General features: G+C 53.3%; 13 protein-coding genes and 1 other annotated feature. All 13 genes read left to right on the top strand.

Features of this window, described 5'->3' with window-relative positions; genetic code table 11:
• The first annotated feature begins 72 nt into the window (after window positions 1-72).
• The 13 genes from sigH (at window position 73) to rpsG (ending at window position 14,012) form a co-directional block, all read left to right on the top strand.
• Complete coding sequence (gene sigH / locus ABD796_RS30745) at window positions 73-717, top strand: RNA polymerase sporulation sigma factor SigH (protein WP_344915685.1); 645 nt, start codon at window positions 73-75, stop codon at window positions 715-717.
• A 301-nt stretch (window positions 718-1,018) separates the two neighbouring features.
• Complete coding sequence (gene secE / locus ABD796_RS30740) at window positions 1,019-1,210, top strand: preprotein translocase subunit SecE (RefSeq protein ID WP_379121188.1); 192 nt, start codon at window positions 1,019-1,021, stop codon at window positions 1,208-1,210.
• Between the two features lie 18 nt (window positions 1,211-1,228).
• Window positions 1,229-1,762 (top strand): transcription termination/antitermination protein NusG, encoded by a 534-nt coding sequence (nusG, locus tag ABD796_RS30735; RefSeq protein ID WP_139606314.1) that lies wholly within the window; start codon window positions 1,229-1,231, stop codon window positions 1,760-1,762.
• Between the two features lie 96 nt (window positions 1,763-1,858).
• A complete protein-coding gene (rplK, locus tag ABD796_RS30730) occupies window positions 1,859-2,284 on the top strand; it encodes a 50S ribosomal protein L11 (protein WP_344915680.1) in 426 nt (141 codons plus the stop codon).
• 77 nt (window positions 2,285-2,361) lie between these two features.
• Complete coding sequence (gene rplA, locus ABD796_RS30725; RefSeq protein WP_344915678.1) at window positions 2,362-3,054, top strand: 50S ribosomal protein L1; 693 nt, start codon at window positions 2,362-2,364, stop codon at window positions 3,052-3,054.
• A 62-nt stretch (window positions 3,055-3,116) separates the two neighbouring features.
• Window positions 3,117-3,278 (top strand) — a sequence feature (ribosomal protein L10 leader region).
• 55 nt (window positions 3,279-3,333) lie between these two features.
• Window positions 3,334-3,843: a 50S ribosomal protein L10 gene (gene rplJ, locus ABD796_RS30720; protein ID WP_344915676.1), complete on the top strand. Its 510-nt coding sequence runs from the start codon at window positions 3,334-3,336 to the stop codon at window positions 3,841-3,843.
• A gap of 47 nt (window positions 3,844-3,890) precedes the next feature.
• A complete protein-coding gene (gene rplL, locus ABD796_RS30715; RefSeq protein WP_344915674.1) occupies window positions 3,891-4,253 on the top strand; it encodes a 50S ribosomal protein L7/L12 in 363 nt (120 codons plus the stop codon).
• 71 nt (window positions 4,254-4,324) lie between these two features.
• The gene (locus tag ABD796_RS30710) at window positions 4,325-4,951 is read left to right on the top strand and encodes a class I SAM-dependent methyltransferase (protein WP_344915672.1); all 627 of its coding nucleotides are present in this window, start codon (window positions 4,325-4,327) and stop codon (window positions 4,949-4,951) included.
• Between the two features lie 342 nt (window positions 4,952-5,293).
• Window positions 5,294-8,848, top strand: coding sequence for a DNA-directed RNA polymerase subunit beta (gene rpoB / locus ABD796_RS30705; protein ID WP_344915722.1), 3,555 nt, complete (start codon window positions 5,294-5,296; stop codon window positions 8,846-8,848).
• A gap of 46 nt (window positions 8,849-8,894) precedes the next feature.
• Window positions 8,895-12,515 (top strand): DNA-directed RNA polymerase subunit beta', encoded by a 3,621-nt coding sequence (gene rpoC, locus ABD796_RS30700; RefSeq protein ID WP_344915670.1) that lies wholly within the window; start codon window positions 8,895-8,897, stop codon window positions 12,513-12,515.
• Between the two features lie 107 nt (window positions 12,516-12,622).
• Window positions 12,623-12,874 carry a 50S ribosomal protein L7ae-like protein gene (locus ABD796_RS30695; protein ID WP_344915668.1) on the top strand — a complete coding sequence of 84 codons (252 nt, stop codon included), beginning with the start codon at window positions 12,623-12,625 and terminating at the stop codon, window positions 12,872-12,874.
• 175 nt (window positions 12,875-13,049) lie between these two features.
• A complete protein-coding gene (rpsL, locus tag ABD796_RS30690; protein WP_344915666.1) occupies window positions 13,050-13,469 on the top strand; it encodes a 30S ribosomal protein S12 in 420 nt (139 codons plus the stop codon).
• Window positions 13,470-13,541: 72 nt separating this feature from the next.
• The gene (gene rpsG / locus ABD796_RS30685) at window positions 13,542-14,012 is read left to right on the top strand and encodes a 30S ribosomal protein S7 (RefSeq protein WP_344915664.1); all 471 of its coding nucleotides are present in this window, start codon (window positions 13,542-13,544) and stop codon (window positions 14,010-14,012) included.
• Window positions 14,013-14,022: the final 10 nt, after the last annotated feature.

The following is a 14,022-nucleotide window of genomic DNA, read 5'->3' as shown; positions in this document are numbered from 1 at the left end:
AATGTATACTAATCCTATCTTTCAGTGCAGCATCGCTAGGTTTAGCTTGCAGTCGGAGTCGGAGGGATATCGTTGAGCATCGACCTCAAAGAATTGAGAATGCACGAATACGACCTGATGTCCGACGAAGAAGTAGTCGAATCGGTCCGCGTAGGAAGCAGCGAGGCGCTCGAGTACCTGATCAACAAGTACAAGAATTTCGTCCGTGCCAAAGCCCGTTCCTACTTCCTGATCGGAGCGGATCGCGAAGATATCGTGCAGGAAGGCATGATTGGGCTATATAAGTCGATCCGCGACTTCCGCGAAGACAAGCTGGCCACGTTTAAAGCATTTGCGGAGCTATGCATCACCCGGCAAATCATTACCGCGATCAAAACCGCCACCCGCCAGAAGCATATTCCGTTAAACTCCTATGTTTCCTTGGACAAGCCCATATACGACGAGGACTCGGACCGTACGCTGCTTGATGTCATCTGCGGCACGCGCGTAACCGATCCGGAAGAGCTCATCATCAACCAGGAAGAGTTCAGCGGTCTTGAAGACAAGATGGGAGAAATCTTGAGCGATCTGGAGCGCAAGGTGCTGATGCTTTATCTGGACGGCCGCTCGTATCAGGAAATTGCCGTGGATCTGGATCGTCACGTGAAATCGATCGACAATGCGCTTCAGCGCGTCAAGCGCAAGCTGGAACGGTATTTGGAAGTTCGCGACGTATAAAGGGCATTCTTTCATTCCGATCGGAAAGGAAGAGTGCCGTTTCTATTATTCCGGCATTTATTCGAGTATTGCGTCATTGCCTCAAATCGGGAGTTGCGCCAACCGACGTTTAGAGCGGTCCGTATCTGGATAAGCTTGTACAAGCGTCGGGCGCGGCACGCGCGAGTGCGTTTTCTTGACACGCCTTGAAGACTGTGATAAATTAGTTCAGGTAGCCCTCTTTTCGGGATTTTTTTTATTATGTCCCCAAAAATCGGCTAGCCGCAGGTTTGGAGGGGTAATCGTGACGTATTTGCAAAGAATGAAGCAAGGTTTCGGTTCGACCTTTTCTTTTTTTACCGACAGCTGGTCGGAGCTGAAGAAGGTCAAATGGCCAAGCCGCAAGGAACTTACGAGCTATACGATCGTCGTTCTCGTGACTTGCGCTTTTGTGACTATCTACTTTTGGCTGATAGACCTCGGGCTGAGCGAAATCCTGCGCCTGTTCGATTAATGGGGGCTGGGTGACGATATGGAAAAAAGATGGTACGTCGTACATACCTATTCGGGGTATGAAAACAAAGTAAAGGCCAACCTGGAAAAACGCGTCGAATCGATGAACATGCAGGATAAAATTTTCCGCGTTCTCGTCCCCATGGAGGAAGAGATCGTCAACAAGGACGGGAAGAAGAAAACCGTCATGCGGAAAGTATATCCGGGCTATGTGCTTGTCGAGATGATTCAGACGGACGATTCCTGGTATGTCGTGCGCAATACGCCGGGAGTAACCGGGTTTGTCGGTTCGACCGGGTCGGGCTCCAAGCCGACTGCGCTGCTGCCGGAAGAAGTCGATGCGATCCTGAAGCATATGGGCATCGAGAATCCGAAGCCGAAGATCGACTTCGAGCTGAAGGAGACCGTTCGCGTCAAGGTAGGACCGTTTGCGAATTTCGTCGGTACGGTCGAAGATATATTGATCGACAAGGCGAAGCTCAAAGTGCACGTCAACATGTTTGGACGGGAAACCCCGCTTGAGTTGGAATATACCCAGGTGGAGAAGATATAATCTGGTTTCTGGGACTGTCTATTCGGACGGGACCCGCTCGTGGGAGGTGCCGCAAGGCTCCGCTCGCACCACATTATGCGCTAGGAGGTGTGTCGCATGGCTAAAAAGGTTATTAAATTGGTGAAGCTGCAAGTTCCCGCTGGCAAAGCGAATCCGGCTCCGCCAATCGGTCCGGCACTCGGTCAAGCAGGCGTTAACATCATGGCTTTCTGCAAAGAGTTCAACGCCCGTACCGCCGATCAAGCAGGCTTGATCATTCCGGTTGTTATTTCGGTATTCGAGGACCGTTCGTTCACGTTTGAAACGAAAACTCCTCCGGCTGCCGTATTGTTGCGCGTTGCCGCCAAGATCGAAAAAGGATCCGGCGAACCGAACAAGAAGAAAGTAGCTACCGTTAATCGTGACGTGGTCCGTCAGATCGCCGAGCAAAAAATGCAAGACTTGAACGCCGCTTCCGTTGAAGCCGCAATGCGGATGATCGAAGGCACGGCCCGCAGCATGGGCGTTGTCGTTCAAGACTAATTTTCACGTTTGATGCGGACTTGTCCGCACCAGTGGGAGGATTTTCCGCTAACACCACAAAAGGAGGACTTTTTGACATGGCAAAACGCGGTAAGAAGTACCAAGAAGTTGCCAAACTGGTCAATGCAGATGCCAGCTACGAGCCGGCAGAAGCGATTGATTTGGTGAAGAAGGCAGCTCCCGCCAAGTTCGACGAAACCGTCGAAGTTGCCGTTCGTCTCGGGGTTGACCCGAAGAAGCAAGACCAAGCCGTACGCGGCGTTGTCGTGCTTCCGAACGGAACGGGTAAAACGAAACGCGTTCTCGTGTTCGCAAAGGGTGACAAGGCGAAAGAAGCCGAAGCGGCCGGAGCGGATTTCGTGGGCGATCAAGACCTGATTAACAAAATCCAGCAAGGCTGGTTCGATTTCGACGTCTGCGTAGCTACGCCGGACATGATGAGCGAAGTCGGTAAACTCGGCCGTCTGCTCGGGGGCAAAGGCTTGATGCCGAACCCTAAAGCCGGTACGGTAACGTTTGACGTAGCGAATGCCGTGAAGGAAATCAAGGCAGGTAAAATCGAGTACCGTCTCGACCGTGCCGGACAAATTCACGCACCGATCGGCAAAGTATCGTTTGGCGCCGAGCAGCTGCAAGAAAACTTCCGTGCGCTTGTGGAAGCTCTTGTTCGCGCTAAGCCGGCAGCAGCCAAAGGCGTATACTTGCGCAACATCGCGGTTTCGTCCACGATGGGACCGAGCGTTCGCGTTAACCCGCAAACCTTCCGTTGATCCGCTGGCAGCAATCTGCCATTTGCTTTCTGCAAATAAACGTGGTAATCTGTTGAAGGTCTGAAAAACGAATATGTTTACCGTAGACAGTAGGTGCCGCAAGGCTTAATGTCCTACCGAGGTGTTGCGATACAATCCGGTCCGCTTTGTACCCCGCTTGCGGGGACGAAGGGACGGGAGCGTCATGCCTCCGTCTAACCAACGGAGGCTTTTTACGTCTAACACCGATCGGAACATAGCAGCAAGGAAGAAGATGCAAGTTTACAGGAGGTGTAACAAGTGCCAAACGCAAACATTCTTCAAGAAAAGCAACAAGTCGTCTCTGAAGTGGCGTCGAAGCTGCGCGAAAGCGCCAGCACGATCGTAGCGGATTACCGCGGTTTGAACGTGGCCCAGGCTACCGAGCTGCGCAAGCGTCTTCGCGAAGCGGGCATCGATTTCCAAGTGTTGAAGAACACGCTGGTTCGCCGGGCTACTGCCGAAGCTGAACTGACGGAACTCGACAGCGTATTGACCGGTCCGACGGCCGTTGCGTTCAGCAAGGACGACGTTATCGCCGCTGCCAAAATCTTGAGCGAATTCGCCAAGAAGAACGACGCGCTGAAAGTAAAAGGCGGTATCGTCGAAGGTCGTGTCGTAGGCGTCGATCAAATCAAAGCGCTGGCGGATCTTCCTTCGCGCGAAGGACTTCTGTCTATGCTCTTGAGCGTGCTCCAAGCGCCGATCCGCAACTTCGCGCTTGCAGTTAAAGCCGTATCGGAAAAGCAAGAGGGCGAAGCCCAAGCGTAAGCAATACCACCAAAAAATGATGATTCGAACCAATGGAGGGTAAACTCATGAGCAAAGAGCAAATCTTGGAAGCCATCAAAGGCATGAACGTTCTTGAACTGAACGATCTCGTGAAAGCCATCGAAGAAGAATTCGGCGTAACTGCAGCCGCTCCTGTAGCTGTTGTTGCTGGCGGAGCCGTTGCTGAAGTTGAAGAGCAAACCGAATTCGACGTTATTCTTATAGAAGCTGGCGCTTCGAAGATCAACGTTATCAAAGTCGTTCGCGAAATTACGGGTCTCGGCCTGAAAGAAGCGAAAGACCTCGTTGACAGCGCACCTAAGCCGATCAAAGAGAAGATTTCCAAAGCCGACGCCGACGCACTCAAAGCAAAGCTCGAAGAAGCTGGCGCAAAGGTAGAAGTGAAGTAAGTAACGGATCCAATCCAGATCCCCTTGGAGCATAAGCTTCAAGGGGATCTTTGTTAAGAGGAGGATGGGGCATGGCGGATCATTATTATTCCAAAAAGCCGACCGTGGCGAACGACCGCCACACCGTACAAACGGTGCTTCGCGGCAAGTCGTACCGTTTTATAACCGATGCGGGCGTATTCTCCAAGCAGGACATCGACTACGGCAGCCGGCTGCTGATCGAAACGATGCGTATCGAGGAAGCGGATGCGGTACTGGATGTAGGCTGCGGCTATGGTCCGATCGGCATAGCGGCGGCGGGGTTGGCCACTCGCGGCGAAGTTACCATGGTGGAGATCAACGAGAGAGCCGTGGCTCTGGCTGCCGAGAATGCGGCGGCTAACGGAATGACCCGCGCGCGCGCAATCCAGAGCGATCTCTTCGAACGGCTGGAAGGCAGGCGCTTCACGAAAATATTGACGAACCCGCCGATCCGTGCCGGGAAGCAAGTTGTCCACCGCATTTTCGAGCAGGCTTACGATCATCTCGAGGAAGGGGGACAATTGTGGATCGTGATTCAGAAGAAGCAGGGAGCGCCTTCCGCTTTGTCCAAGCTGGAATCTTTGTTCGGGAGCGACTGGGTGGAAGAAGCGGCGAAAGACAAAGGGTATCGAATCTATTGCGCAACCCGCATGGCTGTGGACGGACAGGCGGAATAGGAGCCGGAAGCGGTCTAGTACGCGATGGATGGGCGAAATTCCTGCTTGACGAACGCCCGAGCAAGTTGTATTTGACTCCGGGATACCGTTGTGGTAATATTATAAAATGTCAGTATTAAGATGGGCTCTATGTCTTTATTTCGCTAAAATGTCAAGCTTTTTTTTGTGGACATGAATAATTTTGGCGACTGAAGTATAATGTTTGCATTTTGGGAAAATCTACTTAAATGTGAACTTAGGAAGGCTGCCACGATACCGCAGAAAAAAGGTCTCTCTGCAATGCCGCAAGGCTTTTCGACGAGGCTTTTCTTCTTTTTTGCTTGCAGTATTTTTCAAGTCGATGTGAGGGGTGAAGGAAAGTTGGCGGGTCATACTGTTCAATACGGACGACGCAATCGCAGAACGTACGCGCGGATTAACGAAGTGCTCGAAGTCCCGAACCTGATCGAAATCCAGCAAAAATCGTACCAGTGGTTTTTGGATGAAGGTTTGCGCGAGATGTTCCAAGATATTTCGCCGATTCAGGATTTCACGGGTAATTTGGTACTGGAATTCATCGATTACAGCTTGGGCGAGCCTAAGTATTCCGTCGATGACTCTAAGGAACGTGACGTTACGTATGCCGCTCCGCTGCGCGTCAAGGTGCGTTTAATCAATAAAGAAACCGGCGAGGTTAAGGAGCAAGAAGTGTTCATGGGCGATTTCCCGCTTATGACAGAAACCGGAACCTTTATTATTAACGGTGCCGAACGGGTTATCGTCAGTCAGCTCGTTCGTTCCCCCAGTGTTTATTTTAGCACAAAAGTCGACAAGAACGGTAAGAAAAGTTATACGGCTACCGTGATTCCGAATCGGGGCGCCTGGCTTGAGCTGGAGACGGATGCGAAGGATATCGTATACGTACGGATCGACCGGACGCGTAAAATTCCGGTTACGGTGCTGTTGCGCGCTTTGGGCTTCGGTTCCGATGCGGAAATTATCGACTTGCTCGGCGATAACGAATATATTCGCAACACGCTCGACAAAGACAACACGGATACGACGGATAAAGCGCTTATTGAAATCTACGAACGCCTCCGTCCGGGCGAGCCGCCTACGCTGGATAACGCGAAGAGCTTGCTCATTGCCCGGTTCTTCGATCCGAAGCGGTACGATCTCGCGAATGTCGGACGCTATAAAATCAATAAAAAGCTGCATATCAAAAACCGCTTGTTCAATCAGCGTCTTGCCGAATCGCTAGCCGATCCGGAAACGGGCGAAATCATCGCGGAAGCGGGTCAAATGCTGGACCGCCGTCTGCTTGATCAAATTTTGCCGGCGCTGGAGAAAAACGTCGGATTCATCGAATACGCCGTTACCGGCGGTGTGCTCGACGCGGACCGCATTCCGATGCAGGCCGTAAACGTATATTCCCCATTGGAAGAAGGCAAGGTCGTTAAAGTTATCTCCAACGGGGTTATTGATAAATCGACCAAGAACATTACACCGGCGGATATTATTTCGTCGATCAACTATTTCATAAACCTGCTGCACGGCATTGGCAGCACCGACGATATCGACCATCTGGGCAACCGGAGACTGCGTTCCGTCGGCGAGCTGTTGCAGAATCAGTTCCGCATCGGTTTGTCGCGGATGGAGCGCGTCGTGCGTGAGCGGATGTCGATTCAGGACGCCAACGTCATTACACCGCAGGCGCTGATCAACATTCGTCCGGTTATCGCTTCGATCAAAGAGTTTTTCGGAAGCTCGCAGTTGTCGCAGTTTATGGACCAGACCAATCCGCTGGCCGAGCTGACGCACAAACGTCGTCTGTCCGCACTCGGTCCCGGTGGTTTGACACGGGAAAGAGCGGGCATGGAAGTCCGCGACGTCCATCACTCTCACTATGGCCGGATGTGTCCGATCGAAACGCCTGAAGGTCCGAACATCGGTTTGATCAACTCGCTGTCCTCGTTCGCCCGCATTAACGATTACGGCTTTATCGAAGCGCCTTATCGTTGGGTCGACCCGAAGGACGGCACGGTTACCGAGCAGATCGCTTATTTGACCGCCGACGAAGAAGACAATTATGTCATCGCTCAGGCGAATGCCGATTTGAACGAAGACAGTACCTTTACCAACGATACCGTTATCGTACGGTACAAGGATGACATACTGACGCTTCCCAAAGAGCGCGTCGACTATATGGACGTTTCGCCGAAGCAGGTCGTCTCCGTGGCGACCGCGTTGATTCCGTTCCTGGAAAACGACGACTCCAACCGCGCCCTGATGGGATCGAACATGCAACGGCAGGCCGTTCCGCTGCTTATTCCGAAGTCCCCGCTCGTCGGTACCGGCATGGAGCACAAGAGCGCCAAAGATTCCGGCGTATGCATCGTCAGCAAGCATGACGGTGTCGTGGAACGCGTCTCCGCCAACGAGGTATGGGTGCGCCGCCGTGCGACGGTCGACGGCCGTCTGGTGGAAGGCGATTTGATCAAACACAGACTTCACAAGTTTATTCGTTCCAACCAGGGAACATGCGTCAACCAACGCCCGATCGTTCATAAGGGCGATATCGTGAAAGTCGGCGATATTTTGGCAGACGGTCCTTCCACGGAGCTCGGCGAACTGGCGCTCGGACGCAACGTCGTCGTCGCGTTCATGACTTGGGAAGGGTATAACTACGAGGATGCCATTCTGCTCAGCCAGAAGCTGGTCAAAGAAGACGTGTACACGTCCATTCATATCGAAGAATACGAATCCGAAGCACGCGATACGAAGCTCGGACCCGAAGAAATTACGCGCGACATTCCGAACGTGGGCGAAGACGCTCTGCGCAACCTGGATGAGCGCGGCATTATTCGCGTCGGTGCGGAAATCGGAGCAGGCGATATTCTCGTCGGCAAAGTAACGCCGAAGGGCGTCACCGAGCTTACGGCGGAAGAACGTCTCCTGCATGCGATCTTCGGCGAGAAGGCGCGGGAAGTTCGCGACACGTCGCTGCGCGTACCTCACGGTACGGACGGCATCGTCGTCGACGTCAAAGTGTTTACCCGTGAGAACGGTGACGAATTGCCGCCGGGCGTCAATCAGCTCGTTCGTGTTTATATTGCCCAAAAAAGAAAAATATCCGAAGGCGATAAAATGGCCGGCCGTCACGGCAACAAGGGCGTTATCGCGCGGATCCTTCCGGAAGAAGATATGCCGTTCCTGCCGGATGGCACGCCGGTACAAGTCGTGCTCAACCCGCTCGGCGTTCCTTCGCGGATGAATATCGGCCAGGTGCTGGAAGTTCACCTTGGCATGGCCGCGCTCCGTCTCGGCATTCATACGGCAACGCCGGTATTTGACGGCGCCCGCGAGTATGACGTATTCGACACGATGGAAGAAGCCGGCATGCAGCGCAACGGCAAAACGATTTTGTACGACGGACGTACGGGCGAGCCGTTCGAGCGCGAAGTAACCGTCGGCGTCATGTATATGATCAAGCTGGCGCACATGGTCGACGACAAGATCCATGCTCGTTCCACCGGTCCTTACTCGCTCGTTACGCAGCAGCCTTTGGGCGGTAAAGCCCAGTTCGGCGGACAGCGCTTCGGGGAGATGGAAGTTTGGGCGCTTGAAGCTTACGGCGCTGCCTATACTTTGCAGGAAATTTTGACCGTCAAGTCCGATGACGTGGTCGGCCGCGTGAAGACGTACGAATCGATCGTCAAAGGCGAGAACGTACCGGAGCCAGGCGTTCCGGAGTCGTTCAAAGTATTGATCAAAGAGCTGCAAAGCTTGGGGATGGACGTAAAGATCTTGTCAGAAAACGAAGAAGAGATCGAGATGAAGGAACTGGACGACGAGGACGATGTTTCCGGCGACAAGCTCAATCTTAACCTGGAAGGCTCCGAAGCAGGCGCAGAATGATTCGTGACGATTCGGTAGGCAGCATACACTGGAGGAGGGTTGCTCCTTGTTGGACGTAAACAATTTCGAGTACATGAAGATCGGTCTGGCTTCTCCCGAAAAGATTCGTTCCTGGTCCCGTGGGGAAGTCAAGAAGCCGGAAACGATCAATTACCGGACGCTAAAACCGGAAAAAGAAGGCTTGTTCTGCGAGAAAATTTTCGGACCTACCAAGGACTGGGAATGCCATTGCGGCAAGTACAAGCGCGTGCGTTACAAAGGCGTCGTCTGCGATCGCTGCGGCGTTGAAGTAACCCGCGCCAAAGTGCGCCGCGAACGTATGGGCCACATTGAATTGGCCGCTCCGGTTTCGCATATTTGGTATTTCAAAGGCATACCGAGCCGGATGGGCTTGGCGCTCGATATGTCTCCGCGCTCGCTCGAAGAGATCATTTACTTCGCATCTTATGTCGTAACCGATCCGGGCGATACACCGTTGGAGAAAAAACAGCTGCTGTCCGAAAAAGAGTACCGCAGCTATCGCGAGAAATACGGCTATGCGTTTCAAGCCGGCATGGGTGCAGAAGCGGTTAAAAAGCTGCTTCAGGATATCGACATCGACAAGGAAGTCGACCAACTGAAGGAAGAGCTTCGCACCGCTCAAGGCCAACGGCGCAACCGGGCGATCAAGCGTCTGGAAGTCATGGAGGCGTTCCGCAACTCCGGCAACGAGCCGGAATGGATGGTGCTGGACGTGCTTCCGGTCATTCCTCCGGAGCTTCGCCCGATGGTGCAATTGGACGGCGGCCGTTTCGCCACGTCCGACTTGAACGATCTGTACCGCCGCGTTATTAACCGGAACAACCGGCTCAAGCGTCTGCTTGACCTCGGCGCACCGGATATTATCGTGCAGAACGAGAAGCGGATGCTGCAGGAAGCCGTCGACGCGTTGATCGATAACGGCCGCCGCGGCCGTCCGGTTACGGGTCCGGGCAACCGTCCGTTGAAATCGCTTAGCCATATGCTGAAAGGCAAGCAAGGACGTTTCCGGCAAAACCTGCTCGGCAAACGGGTCGACTATTCCGGCCGTTCCGTTATCGTCGTAGGGCCGAGCCTCAAAATGTACCAATGCGGCTTGCCTAAGGAAATGGCGCTTGAATTGTTCAAGCCTTTCGTCATGAAGGAGCTTGTCAATAAAGGGCTTGCCCATAATATCAAGAGTGCGAAGCGCAAGGTAGAACGCGTCAGCCCTGAAGTATGGGACGTTCTCGAAGAAGTCATTAAAGAGCATCCGGTACTGTTGAACCGTGCGCCGACGCTTCACCGTCTCGGTATTCAGGCGTTCGAGCCTATTCTTGTGGAAGGCCGTGCCATTAAGCTGCATCCACTCGTATGTACGGCTTACAATGCCGACTTTGACGGTGACCAGATGGCCGTTCACGTTCCGTTGTCCGCCGAGGCTCAAGCCGAAGCGCGCATTTTAATGCTGGCTTCCGGCAACATCCTGAACCCGAAGGACGGCAAGCCTGTCGTTACGCCTTCGCAGGATATGGTACTCGGCAGCTTTTACTTGACGATGGATAACCCGGAAGCACAAGGAACGGGTACCATCTTCCGCAACGTTGCTGAAGCCGTATCGGCTTATCAGCGCGGCGCCGCTTCCTTGCATGCGCGTGTTGCGATTCCGGCGAGGGTGCTGGGCAAAACCAGCTTTACCGACCGTCAGCAGGAAGCTCTGCTCGTTACGACGGTAGGGAAAATCATCTTCAATGAAATTTTCCCGAGCGATTTTCCGTATATCAATGAAGCGACGAAGAGCAATCTGTTCAACGGAATTTCCGACGAATATTTCGTATTCGAGAAAGGTGCCAACGTGCGGGAGTTCATCATGAACATTCCGTCGCGCGGCGCCGTAGGGAAAGACTACTTGGGCACGATTATCGGGGAGTGCTTCCGTCAATACCATACGACCCAGACGTCGGTCATTTTGGATAACATCAAGCAAAACGGCTTCACCTACTCGACACGCGCCGGTATTACCGTGGCCGTCTCCGACGTAATCGTTCCGAAGGAGAAGGAAGTTATTCTCGGCGAGTCGGAAGAGAAGGTCAAGATCGTGATGCAGCAATACCGCCGCGGTCTTATTACCGACGACGAGCGTTATGACCGGATTATTACGATCTGGAGCGAGACGAAGGAGCGCATTACCGAGGTGCTCATGAAATCTCTCGACAAGTTCAATTCGATCATGATGATGGTCGAATCGAAAGCGCGTGGTAACAAATCGCAGATCACCCAGTTAGGCGGCATGCGCGGTCTTATGGCGACGCCATCGGGACGCATTTACGAATTGCCGATCAAATCGAACTTCCGCGAAGGCCTGACCGTCTTGGAATACTTTATCTCGACGCACGGTGCCCGTAAAGGTTTGGCGGATACGGCGCTTCGGACTGCCGACTCGGGTTACTTGACCCGCCGTCTCGTAGACGTAGCCCAGGACGTTATCGTCCGCGAGGACGATTGCGGAACGGATAAAGGCTTTATCGTCAGCAGAATTCAGGACGGCAAGGAAGTTATCGAGGATCTGTTCGACCGTATCGAAGGACGCTACTCGTTTGAAACGATTCGTCATCCGCAGACGGGCGAAGTCATCGTGAACCGCAACGAGCTCATCGATTCGACTAAAGCGGATGCGCTCATCGCCGCGGGCGTCCATAAGCTGCAAATTCGTTCCGTGCTCAGCTGCCGCACCCAACACGGCGTGTGCAAAAAGTGCTACGGACGCAATCTGGCTACCGGCACGCACGTGGAGATCGGCGAAGCGGTCGGCATTATTGCCGCCCAGTCCATCGGGGAGCCGGGAACCCAGCTCACGATGCGTACGTTCCATACCGGGGGCGTTGCAGGAGACGACATCACGCAAGGTTTGCCGCGGATTCAGGAATTGTTCGAGGCGCGTAACCCGAAAGGGCAAGCGACGATTTCCGAAATCGACGGCAAAGTAAAAGATATTCGCGAGGGCAAAGACCGCCGCGAAATCGAGATCGAGGGCGAAGCCGAGTCCAAGACGTATTTGGTTACGTATGGCTCGCGGATTCGTGTCACGGCCGGCCAGCAGGTCGAAGCCGGAGACGAGCTGACCGACGGCTCCATCGATCCGAAGGAAATGCTGCGCATCAAAGGTATTCGCGGCGTGCAGAACTACATTTTGCAGGAAGTACAGCGCGTTTACCGGAACCAGGGCGTTGAGATCAACGATAAGCATATCGAGATCATGATTCGCCAGATGCTTCGCAAGATCCGCATTATCGACAGCGGAAGCACCGCTCTTCTGCCGGGCTCCTTCGTAAACATGCACGAATACGAAGAAGCGAACCGTCAAGTGCTGTTCTCGGGCGAAGAGCCGGCTGTCGCCAAGCCGGTATTGCTCGGTATTACGAAAGCGTCGCTGGAGACGGATTCCTTCCTGTCGGCAGCTTCGTTCCAGGAGACGACACGTGTCCTGACCGATGCGGCGATCAAAGGAAAAGTCGATCAGCTTCTCGGACTCAAAGAGAACGTCATTATCGGCAAGCTCATTCCGGCCGGTACGGGCATGACCCGCTACCGCAGCATCGAAGTGAACGACCCGAATATGAAAGAAGCTTTGTCCGAGGAAGAGCTGGAGACGGTCGCGCTCGAATCTTAAAAAGATCTTAACGCGGCTCTATCCTTGACACCGTATTTTCTAGATGCTAAACTATCAAAGTGTGTGCCGAAGCTTCGTTTTCACTCCTGTACTTTGGAGGATGCGCGATGTCTTATGATAAAGTGAAACAGGCGGAGAACATTTCAATAGGCACGAAGCAGACGACAAAGATGGTGGAGCTTGGCAAAGCTTCGGAAGTGTTTGTCGCGAAAGATGCAGATCCGAGAATAACAGCCAAGATCGTGAACCTGTGCAAGAAAATGGGGGTTCAAGTGACATATGTCGACTCGATGAAGCAGCTTGGCAAAGCTTGCGGAATCGAAGTTGGTGCGGCGATTGCCGCCGCAGTAAACGAATAAATAAGAAGCTAAGCTGGCGCAGGCGTCGCTTGCGTCAGCCGCTTACCATATGATTTTGTCGCCCGCGAAGGCGAACGGCAAAATCATTTCGTTTGCCTGAGCGTGAACCACCTGGATCTGTGGACTTGAATCGGAGCACGACAGCTGATGGCAATAATGGGAAGGAGGTGGCGACATGCCAACGATTAACCAATTGGTTCGTAAAGGACGCAAGGCTAAGATCACCAAGTCGAAATCGCCTGCTCTGCAAAGAGGCTTCAACGCCCTGAAGCGTGAGCAAACCGAATCGAGCGCTCCGCAAAAACGCGGTGTATGCACTCGCGTAGGCACGATGACGCCGAAGAAACCGAACTCTGCACTGCGTAAATATGCGCGTGTGCGCTTGACCAACCGTGTCGAGGTAACGGCTTATATTCCGGGTATCGGACACAACCTGCAAGAGCACAGCGTCGTTCTGATTCGCGGCGGCCGGGTTAAGGATCTTCCGGGTGTACGGTACCATATCGTTCGCGGCGCTCTGGATACGTCCGGCGTCAACAACCGGAAACAAGCCCGTTCGAAGTACGGTACGAAACGTCCGAAAGTGAAGAAGTAAGAAGAAAGGCCGTCTCTTAAGACGGCAAAAAATCAATAAAATGGATGAAACTCGCAAGAAAGGGGGATAACTATGCCTCGTAAAGGTCCAGTACCCAAAAGAGATGTATTGCCGGATCCGATTTACAGCAGCAAGCTCGTTACCCGTCTTATCAACCGTATCATGATCGACGGAAAGCGCGGCGTTGCGCAAACGATCCTGTATAATTCGTTCAACCTGATCAAAGACCGTTCCGGCAAAGAGCCCATGGAAGTTTTCGAGCAGGCGATCAAGAATATCATGCCTGTACTTGAAGTAAAGGCTCGTCGTGTGGGCGGTTCGAACTATCAAGTGCCGATCGAAGTTAAACCGGAGCGCCGTACTGCGCTTGGTCTTCGTTGGTTGGTGCACTACTCGCGCCTTCGCGGCGAGAAGACGATGGAAGAGCGGTTGGCAGCCGAGATTTTGGATGCCAGCAACAACACCGGAGCTTCCGTGAAGAAACGGGAAGATACGCACAAAATGGCTGAAGCCAATAAGGCTTTTGCACACTATCGCTGGTAATCTGCTAGAA

Origin of the sequence: Paenibacillus hodogayensis (assembly GCF_039536325.1) — a bacterium.
In the GTDB taxonomy this organism is placed as follows: domain Bacteria; phylum Bacillota; class Bacilli; order Paenibacillales; family NBRC-103111; genus Paenibacillus_AB; species Paenibacillus_AB hodogayensis.
Note: the sequence above shows the minus strand (reverse complement) of the source record. Positions and strands in the feature narration are given on the sequence as shown.